Raw genomic sequence first — 24,228 nt, 5'->3', positions numbered from 1 at the left:
CACAAGGCACCCCTCTCCCCTTGTGGGAGAGGGTGGATCGGCCGCAGGCCGAGACGGGTGAGGGGGTTTCGAACGGCCCCGTGCTCACGCCAGCCGCTCCAGCAATTCGGGCTCAACCTTGTACCGCAATGGCTCCGCCCGCACGAAACGCTCGACTTCATCCACGGCCATCCGGCCCAACCGGCCCCGTTCGGTCCCGATTGCCCCGGCAATATGGGGGGTGAGAAACACATTGGGCAACTGGAAAAGCGGCGAATCTGTCGGGGGAATTTCCGGGTCGGTGACGTCGATCACGCCCTGGATACGCCCGGTCTGCAACTCAGCCACCAGAGCCGCCTCGTCGACCAGGGCGCCGCGGGCCGTGTTGATGAAGGTCGCCCCGTCCGCCATCAGCTGCAATTGCGCCGCCCCGATCATGGCGCGGGTCGAGGGCAGGGCGGGCGCGTGGATGGACACCACGTCCGAGCGCGCCATCAGGGTATCGAGATCGACCAGTTCGGCCTGCCTGGTGATGGGGTCGCCCTGTTCAACGAACGGGTCATAGAGCAGCACCGAATAGTCAAAGCCCGCAAGCATCGCCGCCACCTTGCGGCCGATGCGTGAGGCGCCGACAAGGCCGATGGTCCGCCGGTAATTGCCGATGCGGTCGTCCATCAGCGCATAGGCGCTCCGCCGGGACGGGTCCGAGCGGTAAAGGTCGCGCAGCTCGAAAGCCCGCTTGTTGGCGAAGATGATCGAGGCCAGGGTAAATTCGGCCACCGGGACGGCATTGGCATCGGCAGCATGGGTCACCTCTATGCCCAACTCATAGGCGAGAGGGTCGATGGTGTATTTGACCGTACCGGCCGCATGGGCAATCAGCTTGAGATTGGGCGCGGCCCGCAGAACCTGGGGCGTCAGCATCGGGCAGCCCCAGCCGGTGACCAGGATTTCGGCCTCGCCCAGCAGTTGCAGGCCCTGCGGATCGGCAAAGCTCTCGATGGGCCTTGGCGACAGCACCTCGCAACAGGCGGCCAGGCGCGCCATGTCGGCATCGTCAAAGACGTGCAGGGTCTTATCGGCCCGGAAGGCAAAGGCGAGCTTGGGTCGCATCAGAAGCGCTCCGGCACCAGGATGGCGCTGACATCCATGCCCTCGCGGGCAAACAGCGCTTCGAGCTCGGCCAGGTCCGGCACGCCGGGCGGATTGTCGAGCGCGGCTTCGGCACCGGCCCCCGCCGGCAGGGCCATGGCGGCGGTGACCAGCACTGTGGTTCCCGCAGCGATGTCGCCGCGCAATTGCGGCACGATGGTCTTGGACACGATCAGGTTGGAATTGGGCAGCGCGCGGAAGGCCCGCCCGTCCCGGCCACCGGCGAGGCAGACGATGGCGCTGAGATCGGTCTTGGAGCGGGCCACGGCCCGGCCCTTGGCGTCGATATAGTCATCGGCATTGAGATCGGCACGGGCAATGGCGAAGCCGCCTTCGGTGCCGTGTAGCGGCCGGGGCGTGGTGATGCGATGGACGCGGATATGCCAGTTTCCGGCCGGTAGCAGCCAGGTATCGATCTCCACGTCCTGCCAGGGTTTCCAGCGTGCATGGAGCTTCTCGCCGGCAATCTGGGCCAGTTCATTGGTTTCGCGGACGCGGTAGTGCCGGCCATCGTCGCTCAGGGCCAGGGCGCCGTCGAAAGCGCCCAGACTATAGGCCCGTTCGTCGACTTCGACCGAGAAGCCGTAGCGGCTCGAATAGACGAACTTGGAATATTTCTCGGTGCCGTGGCGCATCTGCCAGTTCTGCTGACCGCTCGACAGGGCCACGACATTGCCCGCCGTGTGCTGCATGACCATGCCCGGATGCTTGAGCGGCACGGGGTCAGCGGTGAATCCCGGGTCGACCTCCTCGGCGGTCCAGAACGGATGATCGGCCGGCAGTGCTAGGGGCAGGAAGGCCTTGAGGGCCCAATAGGGCGAGCCGGCCGAATTATAGCTCTCGGACATGAAGAGGTTCGGATAGCCATAGCCGATCGAGAGCACGCCATTGCCATGGGCGATGGGCAGCTTGCTCCACCAGCGCAGATGCCGCAGGAAGTGGCCCTTGATCACGCCCCAGGGCAGCGCCTCGACATCGGCAAAGGCCAGCGCGCCCCAGAAGCCGCCGCAGGCAAACCGGTAGGTGAGGCTGCGCCCGAAGGCCAGAGTACCGCCATCTTCGTCGAACCAGTGCTGGATATCCTTGGCGAAGAGGCGCGCCCGTTCCTTGTAGTCGGCCACGCGCTTGTCGTCACCCTTGGCGAGGCGCGAATAGATCAGCCCGTAAAAGTGCATGGCGAAGGGGATATAGTGGTCGATGCGCCGCACATTGCCATCGCGATACCAGCCGTCGCCCAGATAGAAGCCCTCGAGCTCGCTCAAATAGGCATCGGTATAGGAGCGCTCGAAATCCACCCCGCATTGCTCGAGCCCCAGATCGACCAGGATGCGGAAGAACTTCCAGTTGTTGTCGGCATAGTCGAACTTGCGGGCATGCTTGAGATAGGCGGCAAGGTTGTCCTTGGCCTTTTGCGGCAGCGGGTCCCACACCAGATGCGGCAGCATCTTCATGGTGAAGCCGATGGCGGCCAGTTCCACCTGCCGCTGGTCGATGCCATTGACCGTGCCCCAATATTCGGGGTGCTCGGGATCGGTGCCATTGGCCAGGCCCTGGCGGTAAAGCTCCCAGTGGTCGAAGTCGCCGCCACCGGCTGCCAGTGGCGTCAGACCCCAGAGCGGGCGGGCAAAGCCTTCGAGGTCTGCGGCAGCCCGGTCGAAATGGGCGCCGGCGCCATCGAGCCGGACCCGCGCCCCACCCTCTGAGAAATAGGGCAGAAGCGGCGTGAACAGGTCGCGCAGACCCTTTTCGACGTCATTGCGGGTGCGGAGCGGATTGCCAAACAGCGGATTGGCGGTAGCGGGATCATAAGTCATCTAAGCAATGGCCTTTTGTGGCGCTTCATAGGCGCCCTGAAGTTCAAGGGTTTCGGCAAAATGGCAGGTGGCCAGCTGGGCCGTGCCGTTGACGGGCCGCAGCGCCGGCTTTTCGGTCCGGCAACGGTCCTCGGCATATTTGCAGCGGGTATGGAATGGGCAGCCCTGGGGCCGGTTGCCGAGATAGGGGATTTCCCCCTTGAGCTCGGCCCGACGCCCCTTGCGCCGCGTCGGATCGGCAATCGGCAGCGCCTCGAGCAGCATTTCGGTATAGGGATGGCGCGGCCGCTCGAACAGGGCTTCGGTGGGCGCATTCTCCACCACATGGCCCAGATACATAACCACCACCCGATCGGCGATATAGTTCACCACGCCCAGGTCGTGGCTGATGAAGATATAGGTGAGGCCGAACTCTTCCTTCAGGTCGTCGAGCAGGTTGAGAACCTGGGCCTGGATGGACACGTCCAGGGCCGAGACGGCCTCGTCGGCAATCACCAGCCTGGGGTCGAGGACCAGTGCCCGGGCAATGCCGATGCGCTGGCGCTGCCCGCCAGAAAAGGCGTGCGGATAGCGTCCGGCGGCGTCGGGCGAGATCCCGACCTTGCCGAGAACGTCATAGACCCGGCGCTCGAGTTCGCGCCCCGTGGCGATGCGATGCACGCGCAGCGGCTCGGCCACGATGTCGAAGACCCGCATATTGGGATTGAGCGAGCTCATCGGGTCCTGGAAGATCATGCGGATGTCGCGGCGCGCGCGCTTGAGCCCCTTCTTGTCGAGCGCGACGAGGTCCACCGCCTCCCCGCCTTCGGGGTGATAGCGAACCTGGCCGGAACTGGGCTTGAGGGCCTGGATGATGCAGCGGCCGAGCGTGGTCTTGCCACAGCCGCTTTCCCCGACAATGGCCAGGGTCTCTCCGGCCTCGACGCTGAGGGAAATATCGTTTAGCGCCACAAGTTCGCGTGACTTGCCGAACAGGCCACCGCCAAGGGTAAATACCTTGTCGAGGTTCTCGACGCTGAGAAGCGTGCTCATGCCGGCACCTCCCGAAGAGTGGTCTCAAGCAGATGACAGCGCGCCACATGGCCATCGGAAACCAGCGTTCGCGCCGGCCGCGTGCCCTGGCAGGGCCCGAAGGCGTGCGGGCAGCGGCTGGTGAAGGAACATCCCGCCGGGCGTTCGCGGGGCGAGGGCACATTGCCCTTGATCGGGGACAGCCGCTGCCGCTCGGCCTTGCGCTGCAGGCGCGGCACCGAGTTCATCAAGGCCTGCGTATAGGGATGCTTGGGGGCCCGGAAGACCTCATAGACATCCCCCTGCTCTACCACATCGCCCAGATACATGACGGCGATTTCGTCAGCAATTTCGGCCACCACGCCCAGGTCATGGGTGATGAACAGCATGGCCATGCCGAAATCCTCCTGCAATTGCCGCAAGAGGTCGAGGATCTGGGCCTGGGTGGTCACGTCCAGCGCTGTCGTCGGCTCGTCGGCGATCAGCAGCTTGGGTGTGCAGGCCAGGGCCATGGCGATCATGGCGCGCTGGCGCAGGCCGCCGGAGAGTTCGAACGGATAGGCATTGGCCCGGTCGCGCGCGCCCGGCACGCCGACCTTGTCGAGTAGCGAAATGGTGCGCTCGCGCGCCTGCTTGGGCGTCAGCCGGTCATGCAGGACGATGATCTCGTCGATCTGGTCGCCGATCGTGTGCACCGGCGAGAGCGAGGACATCGGCTCCTGGAAGATCATCGAAATCTGGGCGCCGCGAATGGCGCGCATGTCTAGGCTGTCGGGCTTGAGCCGGGCCAGGTCGACCGGGCCGGCCCCGCCGTCGAAGACGATCTCGCCCCGGCCGATCTTGGCATTGCGATCGAGCAGGCGCAGCACGGCGCGTGCCGTCACCGACTTGCCGCAGCCGCTTTCCCCCACAAGGGCCAGCGTCTTGCCCGGGGTCAGCGTCAGGTCGACCTGGCGCACGGCCTCGATATCGGCCTCGTCCGGGGAGGAAAAGGCGATGGACATGTCGTTGATGGTGAGGAGCGGTTTGGTCATCGTGCGCGCTCCTCGGACCATGTCCCCCTCATCCGCCCTTCGGGCACCTTCTCCCACGGGGGGAGAAGGGATATCCGAGGGTGTGACAGGCGCAGTGTCACCCCTCTCCCCTTGTGGGAGAGGGTGGATCGCGCAAAGCGCGAGACGGGTGAGGGGTTTGCTTGAACGGAATTAGCGGCCATGGGGATCAGCGGCGTCACGGAGGCCGTCTCCAAAGAAGTTGAGGGCAAGGATGACCACGACCACGCAGACGCCGGGCGCCAGGAGCCAGGGCGCGGTGGCGAGGGTGCGGATGTTCTGCGCTTCCTGCAGCAGGGTCCCCCAGGAAACGATGGGCGCCTGCAGGCCCAGGCCAAGGAAGCTGAGCGCCGTTTCGGCCAGGATCATGCCGGGAATGGCCAGGGTGGCCGCCGCGATGATGTGGCTGGTGAAGCTGGGCACCATGTGGCGGGTAATGATCCGCCAGTCGCTGGCGCCATCGAGCTGCGCCGCGGTGACGAAGTCCTCGGTCCGCAGGCTGAGGAAGCGTCCGCGCACCACGCGCGCCAGTTCCGTCCAGCCGATGAGGCTGAGGATGATGGTGATGGCAAAATAGGTCTGGAGCGCCGTCCAGTCCTTGGGCAGCGCCGCGGCCAGCCCGAGCCAGAGCGGAATGGTGGGCATGGAGCGGATGAACTCCACCACGCGCATGACGGCACTGTCGAACCAGCCGCCATAATAGCCGGCAAAGCCGCCGATGATGATGCCGAAGAACAGGCTGAGCGTCACCCCGGCAAGGCCGATGGACAGCGAGATGCGCGTGCCGTGGATCAGCCGGCTGAGGAGGTCACGGCCGAGCCGGTCGGCGCCCAGGATGTAGAACGGGTCGCGCGGATTTTCGACGCCCATGAGCTTGACCGACATGGGGATGAAGCCAGCGAGCAGGTAGGGCTCGGAGGGTGCGAAGAACTGCACCGGAATGACCACTTCCGGATCGACGACGAAGGTTCGCCGCATGGCCGCCGGATCGACCTCGGACTTGTAGCCGTTGACATGGGGCTCGAAGCGCCAGCCGGTCTCGTCCGAGACGATGAAATTGAGGCCCTGTGGCGGCGCATAGGTATAGCGCGCGCTGTAGGCGCTGGGATCGGTCGGCGCCAGGAACTCGGCCAGGGCAGCGATCAGGTAGAAGACAACCACGATCCAGAGGCTGACAACGGCCAGCTGGTGCTGGCGGAAGCGCCGCCACATCAGCGCCAGCTGGGATTCGCGGCGGACCTTGGTCGGCGTTGCGGGCAGGTCGGCAGTCGCGGAGTCGAGCGCCATCTTACTTGCTCCCATAACGGATGCGGGGATCGATCCAGGCCAGCAGCAGGTCCGAGATCAGCGTTCCGACAATCGTCAGCACGCCGAGCAGCATGATGATGGCGCCGGCAAGGTACATGTCCTGGCTGGTGAGCGAGCGCAGCAGAAGCGGACCGGCGGTGGGCAGGTTGAGCACCACCGAGACGATGACCGAACTCGACACCAGCGCCGGCAGCAGCCAGCCGATGGTGGAAATCAGCGGATTGAGAGCGACCCGCACCGGATATTTGAGGATCACCTTCCACTCCGGCAGGCCCTTGGCGCGGGCCGTCACCACATAGGGTTTTTTCAGCTCATCGAGCAGGTTGGCGCGCAGGATGCGGATCAGTTCGGCCGTTCCCGCCGTCGCCAGCACCAGAACCGGCGCCCAGGCGTGGGAGAGGAAGTCCATGACGCGCGGCAGGCTCCAGCGCGCATTCTCGAACTCGGCGGAGAAAAGCCCGCCGATCGTGGTGCCGAACCACAGATAGCTCAGATACATGAGCAGCAGCGCCATGAGGAAGTTCGGCACGGCCAGGCCAATGAAGCCGCCGATGGTGGCGAGATAGTCGCCCAGGGAATACTTGCGCACCGCCACATAGATGCCGATGGGCAGGGCGATGGTCCACATGGCGATCACCGCCAGGCCTTCGACCAGGATGGAATTGCCCAGCCGGCCCCAGATCAGGGTCGTGACCGGCGCCTTCCATTCAAAGCTCTGCCCGAAATCGCCGCGCCCGAGAATGCCCGAAATCCACTTCCAGTACTGGACGAGGTAGGGCTCGCCAAAACCGTATTGGCGGCGCAGGGCGTCGATGGCTGCCGGATCGACCCGGTCGCCATTGGAATTGAGCGTGGCCACATAGGTGGTCAGGTAATCGCCCGGCGGCAGCTGGATGATGGCGAAGGCCACGAAGCTGACGGCCCACAGGGTCAGGACCATGGCAATCAGGCGGGTGACGATAAAACGCAGCATGGGCGTCTTCTGCTTTCGCTGGTGGCGCTTGCGCTCACCGCTCCACCAGCGCTTCCCGCGGACTTGATCCGCGGGTCGCTCTCGGCACAGCCGAGGCCGGTGGCGGGTTGGAGAGACCCGCGGGTCAGGCCCGCGGGAAGCGACTGTGCGTATGGATGACCGCGTGTCGTCCAAAGTTCCCAACCACCCCGCGGCCCATGGGAAGGCCGCGGGAGGCCGGGGAGGACCCTAGTCCTGGGCGAAGTACCACTGGAAGGTGTCGTACGGCCCCGGGGTCGGGAACAGGTAGGCATGCAGCATCTGCGGGGCGATGTTCCGCATGTTGTTCTTGGCGATGTAGTAGCCATTGCCGGGCAGGCTGACGCCGATCACCGGGAAGTTCTCCTTGCCGATGACGAGGATCTGCTTCATCAGCTCGGTCCGCTTGTCCGGATCGCCTTCGGCGCGCAGCTGGGTATAGAGATCCATCTGCTCCTTGGCCCAGGCCACGGGTTCTTCAGCGATTTCGGGGTTGGCGCCGTTATACCAGGCCTGCCAGCGGAAGGCCCAGACGCTCTCGCCATTGGCGGGGAAGTAGTAGCGGGGTTCCTGGACGACATCGAGGCCGCCATCGCCCTGCCAGATCTGGGCGTCATAGTCACCCAGCGGGCGCTTGTCGTAGTAAAGCGTGCGGTCGATATTGTTGAGTTCGATATCGAGGCCACCGGCTTCGAGCTGCAGCTGCATCAACTCCATCATGTCCACCCATTCGGAGCGGAACGAAGCGATCAGGTCGATGGTGATCTGCAGCGGCGTGCCGTCTGCAAACGTATAATAGTCACCCGATTTGACGAGACCCGCGGCCTCGAAGGCAGCAGCAGCGGCATCGGGATCATATTCGGTGTACTGCTTGGCATATTCCTCATCATAGAACGGGCTTTCCGGGCGCGGCGCGACCTGGAACGGTTCGCCCTGGCCGGTAAAGACCACATCGATGATTTCCTGGCGATCGAGCAGATGGCTGACGCCGATGCGGAAGTCCTTGTTCTGGAACAGTTCGCGCCGCTTCTCGTCCACGTGGTTCATGTTGAACTGCAGGGCCAGCGTATTGCTGGTCGAGGGCACGTTGGACCCGAGGCGATAGTCGCCGGCTTCCTGGCCGTCAAAGAAGATCGGCTGGTTGGCGACGGTGGCGATATGGCGGTCCTGGAAATCGATCTCGCCATTGAGTGCCATCAGCGTGATTTCTTCGAGCGAATCCGAAACACGCATGGAGAGGCGGTCGATATAGGGGAGCTGATTGCCCTCGCTGTCGACCTTCCAATAGTAGGGATTGCGCACGAAGGTGGTGCGGGTCGCATCGCCCGTCAGCGGCTCTTCGATCATCCAGGCATTCATCATCGGCAGGTCGGGATTGGCCCAGCGGATGGTTTCGGTGGCCCAGGAGCAGCGATCCTGCATGTGCAGTTCCCAGGTCTCGAACCCGGCGGCCTTGGCATTGGCCTCTGCATCGGGATTGTACTTGGGATAGAACTGGCTGCAGTATTCCTTGTTCAGCGAGACAACGGTAAAGCCATTGACGCTGGCCAGATCGTCCATGATCAGGCCGTTCGGGTTTTCGAAGACGAAACTGAACGTGGTGTCATCGATCACCTCGACCGTGACGGGATTGTTGGGATTCTTGATGAAGGTGCCAGCGCCGTAGCTCGGCTCGCTCATCAGCTCGACGGCAAAGGCAATGTCGGCGCTGGTGAACGGGGTGCCATTGTTCCACTTCAGGCCTTCGCGGAGCTTGAAGGTATAGGTGCGCGAATCTTCGCTCACTTCCCAGCTCTCGGCGAGGTTGGGAATAATCTCGTTCCACTCGCGGTTGTAGCGGACCAGGCCGTCATAGGCCACGGTGCGCGCGATCCAGGCATTGTCGAGGCCACCGCGCAGGGCGCTACGCCAGGTGCCGCCATAGGTACCGACACTGTCCACCGGCTCAACCACAAGCGGGCTCGCCGGAAGGCGTTCCTCGAGCGGTGGCAGTTCGCCGCTTTCGACCAGCGCGTCCAGCATTGGCGCCTGCTGCTGCGCCAGAGCCGGAGCACCGGCAGCCATCAGGGCTGCCAGGGCGACCGCGCCGGTCAATCCAAGACCAAAGTCTTTCCTCATTGCTTTCCTCCCTTGGCCGGGGTCCTGCCCCGGCATTCACATCGTCGGCCGGCTGTCCTCTGCCGGCACGGCATGGTTCTGTTGCGCGGAAGCAAACTTCCGCCGAGCGTGATGGCCATGAGGCCGTCCGGCGCGCTTGGCGCCGACTGACCGGATAGTGTCCGAAGAGTCCCTCCAAAGACCCGCCGAGCCGTCACGGTTGCTGCAAATGCCAACGGTCTGCTAACCGCAAGGCCAGTGAAGTCAACAAATGCAGCGCAAGGCTACGCAGACTTTTGCGTAAACTCAAGAAATTTGCGCATATTACGCAATTTCTGCAAGTTTTGGATTTTTGCGCTGTTGAGACAGCCGCTTAAAGCCGGAAAATTGCGCACTTTTCACCGATTTTGGCAAAAGTCCTGGAAGAAAAATGTGCTGCGGGGCGCCGACTGCCACGCTACAGCGCTCAGCTCTGGGCCTGTTCCCAGCGATGCACGGTCTCGCCCTCGACCAGCGTCAGGCCCACTTCGAGCTGCAATGGAGCCATCTCGCCATCGAGCTTGGTCGCCATCAGGCGAATGACGCCGCGGCCGATCGCCTCGCGGTCCACCCGCACGGTGCTGAGCCGGGGCGAGGCCATCCCGGCTATGGGCAGGTCATCAAACCCGACCAGCGAAAACCCCGGCGGCATGGGAGAATCCGGCCCCAGCAGCGTGTCGATCATCGTCACCGCCACCGAGTCATTCCAGCAGAACACGGCCGAGACATCGTACTTTCCGGCCACCAGATCGAGGAGAAGCTGGCGGCTGGAATTCTCGTTGGAGATCACCACCGTGCCTTCGGCGCCGGGGCAATCTGCAATCGCCGCCTCAAACCCACGCCGGCGCTGCCGGATGGTGGGGCGGTGATGATAGGTGTAGTGCAGGATCTTGCGGTGACCGTTGTCGAGCAGGTGCTTGGTCGCCATATAGGCGCCGTAGAAATTGGCCGGCGCAACGCTGCTGAGGCGCATATGGGTGTCGCTGCCATTGGCCAGGACCAGGGCAATGCCGGCCTCCTCGGCCCAACTTGTCATGGCCTCGTCCGGGTCGATACCGGCCAGGATGACGCCGCCCACATCGGTTTTGGCGACGTGGCGCCGCACGAAATCCACGGTCACGAGATCTTCATTGACCAGCCGCACGTCCAGCGCCAGCCCGGCCTCTGCAGCCTGCGCCCGCATACCCTCGACAATACCGTGATAAAAGCTCGCCAGATTGCCGATGGCGCTGTTGAGCGGCACCAGCGCCAGGGCCCGCTTGTCGGGATTGGCGGCATGGCGCATGTGTTTGCTGCGATAGCCCATCATGCGCGCCACACGCTGCACGTCGCGGCGGACCGTTTCGCTGATGCCGATCTCATTGGCCAAAGCGCGCGACACCGTGCTGACGGAAACACCGAGCTGCTCGGCTATGTCGGCCTGGCTGGGGCGTCTGCTGGTGGCCATGATTTGATCCTCGTGCCCTTTACGCAATATTTGCGTATCTTGCACAAATCAAGCCCGTTGCCGCAAATGCCCCCAAAAACCCCTAAATGCTATCCAAATGCTACCCAAATGCTAGCATCAGCACTCGACTGTATTGACCGCCAGCCCGCCAAGGCTGGTCTCCTTGTACTTCTCGCTCATGTCCTGACCCGTCTGCCGCATGGTCTCGATGGCGGCATCGAGGGGCACGAAATGGGCGCCGTCGCCGCGCAGGGCCAGTGAGGCGGCCGTCACGGCCTTGACGGCGCCAAAGGCATTGCGCTCGATACAGGGCACCTGAACCAGGCCCTTGACCGGATCGCAGGTCATGCCCAGGTGATGTTCGAGCGCGATTTCTGCTGCGTTTTCAATCTGGTTGGGCGTGCCGCCCATCAGCGCAGCCAGGCCGGCGGCAGCCATGGCAGACGCCGATCCGACCTCGCCCTGGCAACCCACTTCGGCTCCCGAAATCGAGGCGTTGCGCTTAATCAGACCGCCGATGGCGGCCGCCGTCAGCAGAAATGCCCGATGATCACGGGGCTCAGATTCGGCATGAAACTGGCGCCAATAGCGCAGCACGGCCGGTATGACGCCCGCCGCACCATTGGTCGGCGCCGTCACTACCCGCCCGCCCCCGGCATTCTCCTCGTTGACGGCCATGGCAAAGACCGAGAGCCAGTCGGTGACGTGCAGCGGATTGTGGACATTGCGCCGGGCATCGGCTTCCAGTTCGGTATGAAGGGCCCTGGCGCGGCGCCGGACATTGAGACCGCCGGGCATAACGCCGTCCTGGGACAGGCCGCGCTCGACGCAGGCATTCATGGTCTCCCAGAGGGCATCCAGTTCCCGATCCAGCGTCACCGGATCGCGCAGGACAAGTTCGTTGGCCCGCTGCAGGGCGGCGATGGATTTACCGGTCTGGCTGCACATCGCCAGCAAGTCACTGGCCCTGTTGAAAGGATGAGGAACATCGACACCGTCCCGCGCCACGCGGCCCGATCTGGCCTCCTGCAATTCCTCTTCGGAGAGCACGAAGCCGCCGCCGATGGAATAGTAGATGGCCCTTTGGACGAACGCCCCATCGCCATCATAGGCCGAGAACGTCATGCCATTGGCGTGGAGCGGCAAGGGGTTGGCCTTGTCGAGCACGAGATCTCGCGCGGGATCGAACCGGTAGGCCGGGTGCCCGTCGGGCTCTACCTGCTTGTCCGCCATGACCGCCGCCACGATGGCATCGATCCGGTCCGGGTCGACGGTCTGAGGGCTGAAACCGGCCAGCCCGAGGATCACCGCGCGATCCGAGCCGTGGCCGATGCCGGTAAAGGCCAGCGAGCCATGAAGGCTGACCCTGAGCGCTGCGATCCGCGTTCCCGAAGGGCGCGGCCGAAGGCCCGACTGCAATTCATCGAGGAAGCGCAGGCCGGCGGACATCGGGCCCATCGTATGGGAACTCGATGGACCAATGCCGATCTTGAACAGATCGAAAACGGACAGAAACACAGGCTCGCCCCTCCTCGCGAAAGGGCGAACTTAGACCGTTCAGGGCCGGATAGGCCAGACCGATTGGAGGCTAAACGCTAGCGTATTGCTAACCCTTCGGCGTCGAAGATGTGAATATTGGCCGGATCGACATAGATGGACAGAGCCGATTGCAGGTCCACCTTGCGCTGCCCCTCCAGCACGATTGTCATCGCCTGACCATCTGCGGTGGTGGCATAAACCACCGTCTGCCCACCGAGGTTTTCGACCAGGTCCACCTGCACCTCGGCCAGCTTGACGCCCGAACCGGCGCTGATGGTGATGTGTTCGGGCCGAATGCCCAGAACCGTCGCACCGGTCACATCGCGCCCCAGCGAGAGCGTTTCGCCGCCCGCCCTGAGGGCGCCGTTCTCGACGCTGGCGTTGAGGAAGTTCATCTTGGGCGAGCCGATAAAGCCGGCGACGAAGAGATTGCGCGGATTGTTGTAGAGTTCGAGCGGCGCGCCGGCCTGCTCGATGATTCCGGAGCGCAGCACCACGATCTTGTCGGCCATGGTCATGGCCTCGACCTGGTCGTGGGTCACATAGATCATGGTGTTTCCCAGATCATTGTGCAGCTTGGCGATTTCGACGCGCATGGCCACGCGCAGTTCGGCGTCGAGATTGGACAAGGGCTCGTCGAAGAGGAAGATCTTGGGCTCGCGCACGATGGCGCGGCCGATGGCGACACGCTGGCGCTGGCCACCGGACAGTTGCTTGGGCTTGCGCTTGAGCAGGGGCTCGATCTTGAGGATTTCGGCCGCACGCTGCACGCGCTGCTCGATCTCGGGCTTGGGCATGCGCGCCGTTTCAAGGCCAAAGGCCAGGTTCTGATAGACCGACATATGCGGATAGAGCGCATAGGACTGGAACACCATGGCGATGCCGCGCCGGGCGGCCGGCACTTCGTTCATGCGCTGCCCGTCGATGAGCAGGTCGCCACCGGTGATGGGCTCGAGGCCCGCGATCATGCGCAGCAGGGTCGACTTGCCACACCCGGAGGGTCCGACAAAAACGGTGAAGTCGCCCGGCTCGATGGTCAGGTCCACGCCGTGAATGACCTGAACGTCGCCATAGGACTTGAGGAGCTGCCGCAGTTCAATGCTTGTCGCCATGGGATAAGTCTCCTGCTGCTTACCGGAACTCGGCCGGGACCCAGCTCGTATAGAGCGGGTTTTCGGGGCCGAGCGGCAATGCGACGTCTTGGTGGGTGGACGAGGAATGATAGAAGGCGGTGACCAGCTCCAATGCGCGGCGCGAGTCAGCGCTGCTGACCGGCAGGGGCGCCTTGTCGAACACCGCGTCGTGGAAACGGGCCATCTGCGTCTGGAACCGCGAGGGGACGTCTTTCCAGTCGGCCAGCAAGGCGTCGATGCTAGCCTTGACCGCGTCGTTGCGCGGCAGGATTTTCCAGAGTTCCTTGCCCGGATTATAGGGCGCGTGATCGCTCTCGAAGGTGACGTTTTCGAACTGCAGACGGATGCGGGTGATCTCGTCGACCGATCCCAGGGTAGCCGTCAGGCTGGCCAGGGCCCCCGACTTCATCTCCAGCGAGGCGGAGATGGTGTCTTCTACCTCGATCGGGTTCACCCTGGTGGCGACGCGGCCGAAGACGCGGGCAATGTCGCCCATGAGATAGGTGAAGATATCATGTGGATGGATGGCGTGGCCCATGAGGACGCCGCCCAGCTCGGTCTTCCACTTGCCGCGCCAGGGCACAGCATAGTAGGGCGCCTCGCGCCGCCACATGGTTTCCACCGTGCCGCAATATGGCTTGCCGGCCAGACCGGCATCGATGATGGCCTTGGCCTGCTCGATGCCATTGCCGAAACGGTACTGGAAGACCGGCATGAGCTTGCCGGTGGCGGTCTTTTCGACCTCCATGATCGCATCAACATCCTTGAGGGAGCCGACCAGCGGCTTCTCGCAGACGACATGCTTGCCGGCTTCGAGCGCTGCCTTGACCATGAAGAAATGCGCGCCCGGGGGGGTGCAGACGTCGATGACATCGACATCATCCATGGTGAGCAGGTCATCGAAATTGAGAATGCGGCGCTCGATGCCGAATTCATCGCCGATCTTGTCGAGGCGCTGCTGATCGAGATCACACAGGGCGACAACCTTGAACTTGTCGGCATTGGGCAGGTAGCCCTCAACGATATGGGAGCGGCCGATGCCGCAGCCGACGACGGCAACGTTCAATACGCGGCTCATTGCGCCCACTCCGTGCCGGCTTCGGCCATCTGCTGGGCGGTGAGGGCCAGCTTCATGGCATTGTAGCACCGCTCCTGGGGCATGGCCGTCTCGGTACGATTGCGCACATCCTCGAGGAATTGACGGCCGAACGGCAGTTCGACATTGGTGCAGTCGAAATGCTGGACGCCTTTCTTGTCGACGAGGAACAGGTGGTCCTTGCCGGGCCGGCCGGCGATGTCGACATATTTGCGCAGCTCGATATAGCCCTCGGTGCCCAAAATTGTGAGCCGCCCATCGCCCCAGGTTGGCAGGCCCTCAGGCGTGAACCAATCGACGCGGATATAACCGGAGGACGAAGCGGTGCGCACATGGGCATCGCCGACATCCTGCAGGCCAGGCCGGTCGGGATGGCCGCGATTGGCAACGTTGGCGGAAACCACTTCGCCATCCATGGCGCCGGAAAAGAACAGAAACTGCTCGAACTGGTGGCTGGCAATATCGCAGAGGATGCCGCCATAGCGCTTGCGGGTGAAGAACCAGTCCGGCCGATTGTTCAGGCGGAGCGAGTGCGGACCCAGGCCAACCGTGTTGACCACCTGCCCGATGGCACCCTTGGCGATGAGATTGCCGGCCTCAACGGCAGCCGGAACCTCGAAATGCTCCGAATAGAGCACCGAGAAGATGCGGCCGGTTTCCTTCTGGACTTTTCTGATTTCCTCGAGCTGGGCAAAGGTGGTCATGCCCGGCTTGTCGGTCAAAACGTCCTTGCCGTGCCGCATGGCGGCCAGGCAGATATCGGCCCGGTCACCGGGAATGGCGGCGGTGACGACGACCTGGATGGCGTCATCTTCCAGAATCGCCGCTGGATCGGAGACCCGCCGGGCTTCCGGAAAGCGCTCGCCAAAGGTCTTGGCGAGATCATCCTCGACGGCGTGGAAGGCAACGAACTGCGCGCCGGCACGCTTGAGGCATTCAACCTGGCCATAGATGTGGGCGTGGTTGATGCCGATGGCGGCAAACTTGATATCGGACATAGAGCTAACGTTTCATACCGGTGGTTGCGATGCCCTCGATGAGCAAGCGCTGGAACAGAAGGAAGAAGACAAAGATCGGCACAATCGACAGGACACTCATGGCGAACAGTCCGCCAAAGTCACTTTCGCCAGTGGAGTCCACGAAGGTCCGCAGGCCCAGCATGACGGTATAGTCCTGCATGCGGTTGAGATAGATCAGGGGCCCGAAAAAGTCGTCCCAGGTCCAGATGAAGGTAAAGATCGCCGCCGTCACCAGCACCGGGATGGACAGGGGCAGCATGATCTTCCAGTAGATGCGCCAGGCACCGGCCCCGTCCATCATCGCGGCCTCATCGAGTTCACGCGGAATGCCGCGGAAGAACTGCACCATGAGGAAGACGAAGAAGGCGTCGACGGCCAGGAATTTCGGCACGACGAGCGGCAAGATGGTGTTGACCCAGCCCAGGTCGCGGAACAGCACATATTGCGGAATCAGCGTCACCTGGCCGGGCAGCATCAGCGTCATCAGCATCATGGCGAACCAGAAATTGCGGCCCTTGAACTGCAGGCGCGCAAAGGCGTAGGCCGCCATGGAGCAGGCGATCAGATTGCCCACCACGCAGAGGAAGGCAATGACGAAGGAGTTCATGAAGAACACCGAGAAGCTGACCCGCATGGCGTTCCAGCCACGGAAGTAAGATTCGATGTCCCAGCTCAGGCTCGGCCAGATGCCGGACATGAAGATTTCGTTTTCCGGCTTGAACGATGCCGCCAGCAGCCAGAGCAGGGGATAGAGCATCAGGATCGAGGCGGCGATCAGTACCGCGTGAGCCAGCACAGAGAAGATGCGCTTGCGCAGGCGGGCGGCCGGGTCGTTCTCGGACCCGGTCACAACGGTCAATTTGTGTGCATCAGTCGTCATAATGCACCCAATACTTGCTGGTGAGGAAGGAGAAGGCCGTGAAGCACGCAATCAGGAACAGCAGGAACCAGGCCAGGGCCGATGCATAGCCCATGCGGAAATAGCTGAACGCCTCGTTGTAGAGATAGAGCGTGTAGAACAGCGTCGAATTGATCGGCGAGCCCGTACCGTTGGAGATGATGAAGGCCGGCGTAAAGCTCTTGAAGGCCTCGATCGTCTGGATGATGGCGTTGAAGAACACCACCGGGGTCAGCAGGGGCAGGGTGATTTTCCAGAACTGGCGCCATTTGCTGGCGCCATCGAGAGAGGCAGCCTCATACATGTCCTGCGGAATCTGGCGCAGGCCGGCCAGGAAGATGATCATGGGCGAACCAAACTGCCAGACCGACAGGATGATCAGGGTCCACAGCGAATAGCGCGGATTGGAAATCCAGCTCGGGCCGACAATGCCGAAATTGGCCAGGAACTGATTGACCAGGCCGTCGCCGGCAAAGATCTGGCGCCACAGGATGGCAATGGCCACCGAGGCTCCCAGCAGGCTGGGCAGATAGAACATGGCGCGATACAGCGGCAGCCCCTTCATGCCCCGATTGAGCAGGATGGCGATGGCCAGCGCGAAGGCCAGCTTGAGAGGCACCGAAAACAGCACGAAGGTGAATGTCACCTGCATGGACTGGGCGAAAGCGCGGTCATTGGTGAACATGCGCTGGTAATTGGCCAGGCCGACCCAGTCCGGCGAGGTCAGGAGGTCAAAGTCAGTAAAACTGAGATAGAGCGAGGAAATGATCGGCCCGATGGTGAGGCCGAAAAACCCGATGAACCAAGGCAACAGGAAGAGATAGCCGGGGGCGTGGTTTTGCCACGCCCTCGACCATTTCGATGTGCCTGATGCGGCGTCTTGCGGAGCCGCTTCTGCCGCATGCACAGTCATTTGTTATGCGTTCGCCCGAGCCAGGATTGCAGTTGCGTCGTCGACGAAGGCCTTGCCGGCATCTTCAGCGGAACGGGCACCAAAGGCCACTTCCTGGCTGATGACGCGGAGCAGGTTGAGGTCGATTTCACCAGCTGCGGCCGGCGGCGACGGGGGCAGGGCGCCCACGAGATCACCCAGATTGGCCACGAAGTTCAGAGCGATCTGGCTCTGCTCGTCGAGGGTCGGGGTGATGGCTTCACGCACGGCCGAATTGCACGGAATGCCGCGCTCGACGCCGAGGATCTTGCCCGCTTCCGGATCGGTGACGAAGTAGTTGATGAAGGCTGCCGCAGCTTCCGGATCGCCCGAAGCACCACCCACCGAGAAGAACATGGACGGCTTGCGGTAGTGACCGCCACCCACACCCGGCGCAATGCGCGGATAGGATGCGATGGTCAGTTCATCATCATTGATCGACTGGTGGATCACCAATTGGTTGGAGGTCGACGGCATCATCGCCGCCTTCTTGGTCGCGACCATGCTCGATTCGGGCGTGCCGGTATCGAGAGCCTGGGTTTCGGCATCGACGATATAGCCCTTGTCGCGGAAGCCGTTCCACATGGTGAACCATTCCACCGCATCGTCGGCATCAAAGCCGAGCTTGCCGTCGGCGGTATAGAGCGCCTTGCCGCGCTGGCGGAGCCAGTTGTCCAGCATGGGTTCGGTGCCCGAACCATCGGAGAACACCTTCATGCCGTTGCCGGCAGAATTGAAGGCCTCGCCGAGGCGTTCGAGATCGGCATAGGTCCAGGAATTGTCCGGGGTTGCTTCGCCGATGGCTTCGAAAGCCGCCTTGTTGACGAGGGTGGCCACCGAGTTGGCGCCCAGCGAGATACCATAGAGCTTGCCGTCGACCTTGCCGCCTTCGAGCTGGTCGGCATCGAATTCGCCCAGATTGAGGGCGCCGCCGACAAAGTCGTCGAGCGGGGCGATGGCGTTACGCGTCGCATATTCGACGATGTAGCGGTAATCCATCTGGATGATGTCGGGGGCAGTGCCGCCGGCGGTCTGGGTCGCAAGCTTGGGCCAGTAGTCGTTCCAGGCCAGGAATTCACCTTCGATGCCCGGATTGCCAGCGCCTTCATAGAGGTCGGTGACGGCATAGGTGCGGTCGGCACGGGCCTGACCACCCCAGAAGATGAGGCGCAGGGCGCTCTGGGCCCAGGCCGGATTGATGCCTGCAGCGCCAGCGGCGAGCAGTGCAGAAGAGCCCATCAGGAACTGACGGCGTCCAAGTCGAATTGTCATGTCTTTCCTCCCATGATCAGTGCGGCCCCACCGGGACCGAATTCTGTCCTTAGCGACCTCCCCGTCGCTAAATCACTAACTGGTTACTCCATGAACCGCCGGAATTTGCTTCAGCAAACACCGGTTCTGCTCATTTTTGAACCGGAACATCCGATCCGTAATAACCAGCCAGTTACGGCCTTACCATACAAGATGCCTTCGCGGCAACAAACTTGTATGGAAGTTCGACCGCCATACGAAACCGCCCCTTGCGGTGACAGCCTAGTGCCGTCGTGGCGATCGCGGCAAGACCCGTTCTCCTTGCGGACCCGTTTTGCGTCTTCACAAAGACTGGCGCAAAATCAGGTCTAGGAAAATTACGAAATTTCGCGATTATTATAGAAAAAATCTATGGTCGAGTTTCTGCGCCGGAGGATTTTGACTTGGACAAGCTGCTGACCCAGTTCCTCGCCGTGGCCGATGCCGGCTCCTTCAGCGGCGCGGCAACCGCCCTGTTCATCACCCAGCCAACCCTGAGCTTCAACATGCAGAAGCTCGAGCAAAGCGTCGGGGCGACGCTGTTCGATCGCTCGTCGCGGGGGGTGCAACTCACGCGCTATGGCGAGACGCTCTATGAGAATGCGCGGCTGATGCAGCGCTTGTACGACAATACCCTCAATGCGATCGCCGACCAGAAACGGGGCACCGAGCGCGGTCTCTCCATCGGTTCGGGCTATTCGTGGTGGACCATGTTCCTGCGCGACATGGTGGTGGCCTATCAGCGCGAGTTTCCGCGCGCGCCGGTACAGATCAGCCTGGGCAACCAGCTTCGCCTGATGGACCAGATGCTGTCGGGCGACATTTCGATGTTCCTGGCCCATGAGATCGACGGGTTGAGCGGAGCCATCGGCACCGATTTCATTCCCCTGACCCGCGTCTATAATGCGTTCTTTGTCCGCGACGGGCATCCCCTGTTGCAGGGGCCGCAGGGTCTGGCGGAGATCGACACCCACCCCATCGTCATCAGTTCGCTGGCCGAAAGCCGGCATGAACGGTTCTTCGATCCGGCGCGGCGGCGAACCCGGGTGGAAACGGTGTTTGACCGCACCAATGTCGCCTTCCGAACCAATTCGCTGGCGGCCTGCGTGGACTATGCGCTGGCGACAGGCGCCGTGCTGGTCCACACCCATGTCATGCGGGACGACTTTGCCCGTCGCGGCCTGTTCGAAGTCCAGCAGCGCGATGAGCCCCGGCGCGCAGTCACCGGCATCTATGTGCTCAAGAAAAGGCGCGGCGAGGAGCGGGTCGAGGAACTGATCGGCCGAATTTCGCGCGCCTGTCATGGCGCCCTGCCGCCCTGGCAGGCGAATGTGCAAACCGGTTCCGGCGGTCCAGACTCCATCTCCCCGGACCAGAACTAACATGTTAGACTGCACGGATGCAGCACGCCCAAGACTTTTCCCAGCAGCCCCACGCCCCAAGCCCAGACCGCCTCGCCGCCGGTGAACGCGTCGCCAAGCGCCTCAAAGGGCAGGTGCGCGGGGCGATCCATACCGACCCGCTGATGACCTATGCCTGGAGCGGGGATGCCAGTTCCTACCGGCTGATCCCGGCGGTGGTGGTCTTCGTCAATTCCGAAGATGAGGTGCGTGCCGTCTTCACGGCCGCGCGCGCCGAGGGCCTGCCCGTCACCTTCCGGGCGGCCGGCACCTCGCTCTCCGGACAGGCCGTTACCGACGGGGTGCTGGCTGTCTTGGGCGATGGCTGGCGCAAGCTCGACATAGTCGAGGGCGCCGAACAGATCACGCTGGGCCCCGCCATCATCGTTGCCGAAGCCAACAAGGCCCTCAAACCGTTCGACCGAAAGATCGGGCCCGATCCGGCCAGCCAGGCCACCTGCAAGATCGGCGGTGTGGTCAACAACAATTCGTCGGGCATGTGCTGCGGGGTGGCGCAGAACACCTATCACACCATGGCGCGGCTGCGGATCGTTCTGGCCGACGGCACCATGCTCGATTCGGGCGATGCGGCGAGCCGGGATGCCTTTCGCGGCAGCCATGGTCCAATGCTGGCCGAACTGCACCGCCTGCATCATGAGGTCATGGCCGATGCAGACCTCGTTGCGCTGATCCGCAAGAAATACCGCATCAAGAACACGGTGGGATATTCGCTCAATGCGCTGGTCGACTATCACGACCCGCTCGATATCCTCATTCACCTCATGGTCGGCTCGGAAGGCACTCTCGGTTTCGTCTCCGAGGTGACCTACAACACTGTCCCCGAGCACCCGCACAAGGCCACCGCCCTGGTGCCTTTCCCAGATCCGCAATCGGCGGGCCGGGCCATCATCGAAATGGCCAATGGCGGCATCCAGGTGACCACCGGGGTCACGGCGGCCGAATATATCGAGCGACGGGCGCTGGCGACGGTGGAACACCTGGCTCCCATGGCGCCCCTTCTGCCCTGGCTCACCGATACCTCGCCGGCCGTGCTGATCGACGTGACCGCCCCCGATGCGGCCACACTGGACAGCGAAACGCACAAGGCGATCGAGCTCCTGGCGCGGCACGGCGCCACCCATATCGATTTTTCCACCGACGCGCAGCGCAACCACGCCCTGTGGGACATTCGCAAGGGCTTTTTCGCCTCGGGCGGGGCTGCCCGGCCCAAGGGTACGGCCATGCTGACCGAGGACGTGGCGGCGCCGATCGAGCAGCTTGCGGCTTTCGTGGTCGATATGCGCCAATTGCTCGATGACCACGGCTATCATGACGCGATCATTTTCGGGCACGCCCTGGCCGGCAACCTGCATTTCCAGATGAGCGACGATTTCTCCCTGCCGGGTACGGCCGAGAAATTCGACGCGTTTTCCCGGGCGCTCTCGGACCTTGTCTCGGTGCGTTATGGCGGCTCGCTGAAGGCCGAACACGGCACGGGCCGGGCCATCGCCGCCTTTGTCGAGGCCGAATGGGGCGCCAAGGCCTATCAGATTATGCGCCGGATCAAGGCCATTTTCGATCCCGAGAACCTTCTCAATCCCGGCGTCCTGCTCAATGACGACGCCAAGGTGCATGTCAAAAATCTCAAGGTCATGCCGCTGGCCGACGAGCTGGTGGACCTGTGCATCGAATGCGGGTTCTGCGAACCGGCCTGCCCCAGCCACCACATGACGCTGACGCCGCGCCAACGCATTGCCGTCACCCGGGAACGGGCGCGGATGCGGGCTTCGGGCGAAGACCCCGACCGGCTAGCCCGGTTTGAGGCGGATTTCCAATATGCCGGCATGGATACCTGCGCGGCCTGCAATCTCTGCTCGCTACGCTGCCCGGTCGGCATCGAGACCGGCACGATGATCATGGGGGAGCGGGCCCGCCGGCGCGGCAACACAGCTCATGCCATCGCCCGCTTTGCGGCCGACCATCGCGGCGCAGTCGAGACCATGATGCGCGGCGGCGTGGCTGTCGCCGACGCGGCGCGCAACATCATTCCCGCCCCGGCGGTCGAGGCGATGACCGACACGGCACGGCGACTGACCGGCAAGCGCATCCCGCGCGTGTCACGAGCCCTGCATCACGGTGCCGGCGCGCCCAGGCCGCGCGATAATCGCCAGGATCCGAGGCGGACCGGATTTCCGGTTCCCATCGCCCAGAGCGGACGCCCGGGCGTCGTCTATTTTCCCGCCTGCCCGAGCCGCATGTTCGGCGCGCCCAAGACGGAACACGGCCTACTGTCGACGCCCGATGCCATGGTCGCGCTGCTGGAGCGCGCCGGGTTTGACGTGATCATCCCCGAGGGACTGACCGGGCAATGTTGCGGCCAGCCGTTCCAGTCCAAGGGCTTTCCCGAACAGGCGAGCGCGGTGGGTGGCGCCCTCAAGGCGGAACTCTCCGCCCTCAGCCATGCCGGGCAGTTGCCAGTGGTGACCGATGCGTCGACCTGTGCCAAGCACCTCAAGGAATTTCCGGGCGACGCCGTTGTGGCGGATTCCCCGCATTTCCTCCTCAACCAGGTCCTGCCCAGGCTCACCCTGACGCAGAAACTGCCGGTCGTGGCCGTGCACCACAATTGCTCGGCCCAGCGCCTGGCCGAACAGCCGATGACCGAAGCCATTGCTGCAGCCTGTGCCGAGCGGGTCGCGGTACTGTCCTCGATCACCTGCTGCGGTTATGCCGGAGACAAGGGCCTGTTCGTGCCCGAACTCAATGCCCATGCCACACGGCGCGTCAGCGGCGACATTCCCGCCGATTGCACGCTGGGGGTTTCCACCGTATCGACCTGCGCCTCAGGGCTGACCGAACATGCCGGCCTGCCCTTCGTGAGCCTGGCGAGCCTATTGGAGTGGGCGAGCCGCTAGGCCACCCCCGGGTCATGCCTGAGGGCGGCGATCGGGGCCGGTCGCGCTACTCTGCCGCCTGCTTTTCGGACCCGTTGCTCTGGTCGGTAATGGCCAGGATTTCGGCGATTTCCGGCTCGGGCCGGCTGCGGCGGATGCGCAGGCGCTTGATGCGCCGGCTATCGGCGGCCAGAATCTCGAATTCGAAGCCATCCAGCCCCTGAACCCGTTCGCCGCGCTTGGGCACGTGACCGGCCAGATCGAAGACCAGGCCGCCAATGGTGTCCACGTCGTCGCCATGCTCGCCCGGCTCGAAGTCAGGACCGATCATGGCCCGGACGTCGTCAATCTCGGCGCGGGCATTGGCGATATAGACATCATCGCCGACCTTGCGGATCAGGGCCGCCTCGGTGACGTCATGTTCGTCCTCGATCTCACCGACGACCGCTTCGAGCAGGTCCTCGATGGTGACCAGCCCATCGGTGCCACCATATTCGTCCACGACAATGGCCATATGGGTGCGGCTGGCCCGCATCTGCTGAAGGAGGTCGGCAGCGGGCATGAAGGTCGGCACGAACATGGCCGGACGGGTGATGCCCAGCTTGTCGAGCTTTTGCCGCAGGGCCGGGGAGAGGAGCTTGACCGGCACTTCCTTTTCCGGATCGGCGACCGGCTCGGTGATTTTGGCCAGAGCATCCTTGATGTGGATGAAGCCCTTGATGTCGTCGAGCCCGTCATCATAGACGGGCAGGCGCGAATGCCCCACCTGACGGAACCGCGCCAGCAGGGTGCCAAGATTGATTTCGGTGGAAACGGCCTGGATATCGGATCGCTCGACCATCACGTCGTCGACCGAGACTTTTGCGAGCTTCAGCACATTCTGCAGAATGGCGCGCTCGCTCTCGGAGAAGTCGGCCGTTTCGGCGCTGCCATTGTCGTCGAGTGCGACCTGCAGATCGTCGCGCAGGGACACGGTCCTGAGGGCCATCAGGCCTCTGATCCGGTTCCACAGGCTTGGCCCCCGTGCCGGCACGGGGGCGGGACTAGAAGGAGGTTCTGGGTTTTCGGCCACCCGCGGGGCCATGTTACTGTCGCTGTCGGTCATTATCTCGTGCCGCGAAATCTGCGGCTCTGGTTG

Annotated in this window: 18 protein-coding genes; 2 read left to right on the top strand and 16 right to left on the bottom strand. The window is 63.2% G+C overall.

Annotation, left to right across the window (positions count from 1 at the left end; genetic code table 11):
• Nucleotides 1-84 precede the first annotated feature (84 nt).
• The 15 genes from KIT02_RS13495 to KIT02_RS13425 form a co-directional block, all read right to left on the bottom strand.
• Nucleotides 85-1,095 (bottom strand): hydroxyacid dehydrogenase, encoded by a 1,011-nt coding sequence (locus KIT02_RS13495; protein WP_297585291.1) that lies wholly within the window; start codon nucleotides 1,093-1,095, stop codon nucleotides 85-87.
• Nucleotides 1,092-2,945 (bottom strand): DUF2264 domain-containing protein, encoded by a 1,854-nt coding sequence (locus KIT02_RS13490; protein WP_297578519.1) that lies wholly within the window; start codon nucleotides 2,943-2,945, stop codon nucleotides 1,092-1,094. The genes KIT02_RS13495 and KIT02_RS13490 overlap by 4 nt, the downstream gene beginning before the upstream one ends.
• Entirely contained in the window at nucleotides 2,946-3,977 is a 1,032-nt protein-coding gene (locus KIT02_RS13485) for an oligopeptide/dipeptide ABC transporter ATP-binding protein (RefSeq protein ID WP_297578518.1), read from the bottom strand.
• Nucleotides 3,974-4,990, bottom strand: a complete 1,017-nt coding sequence (locus tag KIT02_RS13480) for an ABC transporter ATP-binding protein (protein WP_297578516.1) — start codon at nucleotides 4,988-4,990, stop codon at nucleotides 3,974-3,976. Before KIT02_RS13480 ends, KIT02_RS13485 begins: the two co-directional genes overlap by 4 nt.
• A 171-nt stretch (nucleotides 4,991-5,161) precedes the next feature.
• Nucleotides 5,162-6,295, bottom strand: coding sequence for an ABC transporter permease (locus KIT02_RS13475; protein ID WP_297578514.1), 1,134 nt, complete (start codon nucleotides 6,293-6,295; stop codon nucleotides 5,162-5,164).
• A gap of 1 nt (nucleotide 6,296) precedes the next feature.
• Nucleotides 6,297-7,289: an ABC transporter permease gene (locus KIT02_RS13470; RefSeq protein WP_297578512.1), complete on the bottom strand. Its 993-nt coding sequence runs from the start codon at nucleotides 7,287-7,289 to the stop codon at nucleotides 6,297-6,299.
• A gap of 228 nt (nucleotides 7,290-7,517) precedes the next feature.
• Complete coding sequence (locus KIT02_RS13465; protein ID WP_297578510.1) at nucleotides 7,518-9,425, bottom strand: ABC transporter substrate-binding protein; 1,908 nt, start codon at nucleotides 9,423-9,425, stop codon at nucleotides 7,518-7,520.
• A 445-nt stretch (nucleotides 9,426-9,870) separates the two neighbouring features.
• Complete coding sequence (locus KIT02_RS13460; protein ID WP_297578508.1) at nucleotides 9,871-10,890, bottom strand: LacI family DNA-binding transcriptional regulator; 1,020 nt, start codon at nucleotides 10,888-10,890, stop codon at nucleotides 9,871-9,873.
• Between the two features lie 117 nt (nucleotides 10,891-11,007).
• Nucleotides 11,008-12,408: an L-serine ammonia-lyase gene (locus KIT02_RS13455; RefSeq protein WP_297578506.1), complete on the bottom strand. Its 1,401-nt coding sequence runs from the start codon at nucleotides 12,406-12,408 to the stop codon at nucleotides 11,008-11,010.
• A gap of 77 nt (nucleotides 12,409-12,485) precedes the next feature.
• The gene (gene ugpC, locus KIT02_RS13450; protein WP_297578504.1) at nucleotides 12,486-13,541 is read right to left on the bottom strand and encodes a sn-glycerol-3-phosphate ABC transporter ATP-binding protein UgpC; all 1,056 of its coding nucleotides are present in this window, start codon (nucleotides 13,539-13,541) and stop codon (nucleotides 12,486-12,488) included.
• A gap of 19 nt (nucleotides 13,542-13,560) precedes the next feature.
• On the bottom strand, nucleotides 13,561-14,640 hold the full coding sequence (locus tag KIT02_RS13445) for a Gfo/Idh/MocA family oxidoreductase (RefSeq protein WP_297578503.1): 1,080 nt from the start codon (nucleotides 14,638-14,640) through the stop codon (nucleotides 13,561-13,563).
• A complete protein-coding gene (locus tag KIT02_RS13440) occupies nucleotides 14,637-15,656 on the bottom strand; it encodes a Gfo/Idh/MocA family oxidoreductase (protein ID WP_297578501.1) in 1,020 nt (339 codons plus the stop codon). Before KIT02_RS13440 ends, KIT02_RS13445 begins: the two co-directional genes overlap by 4 nt.
• 4 nt (nucleotides 15,657-15,660) lie before the next feature.
• Entirely contained in the window at nucleotides 15,661-16,434 is a 774-nt protein-coding gene (locus KIT02_RS13435; RefSeq protein ID WP_297585289.1) for a carbohydrate ABC transporter permease, read from the bottom strand.
• A 112-nt stretch (nucleotides 16,435-16,546) separates the two neighbouring features.
• Nucleotides 16,547-17,488 (bottom strand): sugar ABC transporter permease, encoded by a 942-nt coding sequence (locus KIT02_RS13430; RefSeq protein ID WP_297578499.1) that lies wholly within the window; start codon nucleotides 17,486-17,488, stop codon nucleotides 16,547-16,549.
• A gap of 3 nt (nucleotides 17,489-17,491) precedes the next feature.
• Nucleotides 17,492-18,778: an extracellular solute-binding protein gene (locus KIT02_RS13425; protein ID WP_297578497.1), complete on the bottom strand. Its 1,287-nt coding sequence runs from the start codon at nucleotides 18,776-18,778 to the stop codon at nucleotides 17,492-17,494.
• A 422-nt stretch (nucleotides 18,779-19,200) separates the two neighbouring features.
• On the opposite strand from KIT02_RS13425, the gene KIT02_RS13420 reads away from it, so the two are divergent.
• Entirely contained in the window at nucleotides 19,201-20,178 is a 978-nt protein-coding gene (locus tag KIT02_RS13420) for a LysR family transcriptional regulator (RefSeq protein WP_297578495.1), read from the top strand.
• Nucleotides 20,179-20,195: 17 nt separating this feature from the next.
• On the top strand, nucleotides 20,196-23,111 hold the full coding sequence (locus tag KIT02_RS13415) for an FAD-binding and (Fe-S)-binding domain-containing protein (RefSeq protein WP_297578493.1): 2,916 nt from the start codon (nucleotides 20,196-20,198) through the stop codon (nucleotides 23,109-23,111).
• A gap of 46 nt (nucleotides 23,112-23,157) precedes the next feature.
• Here KIT02_RS13415 and KIT02_RS13410 read toward each other — a convergent pair whose 3' ends face one another.
• The gene (locus KIT02_RS13410) at nucleotides 23,158-24,078 is read right to left on the bottom strand and encodes a hemolysin family protein (protein WP_297578491.1); all 921 of its coding nucleotides are present in this window, start codon (nucleotides 24,076-24,078) and stop codon (nucleotides 23,158-23,160) included.
• Nucleotides 24,079-24,228: the final 150 nt, after the last annotated feature.

Origin of the sequence: Devosia sp. (genome assembly GCF_025809055.1) — a bacterium.
Taxonomy (GTDB): domain Bacteria; phylum Pseudomonadota; class Alphaproteobacteria; order Rhizobiales; family Devosiaceae; genus Devosia.
Note: the sequence above shows the minus strand (reverse complement) of the source record. Positions and strands in the feature narration are given on the sequence as shown.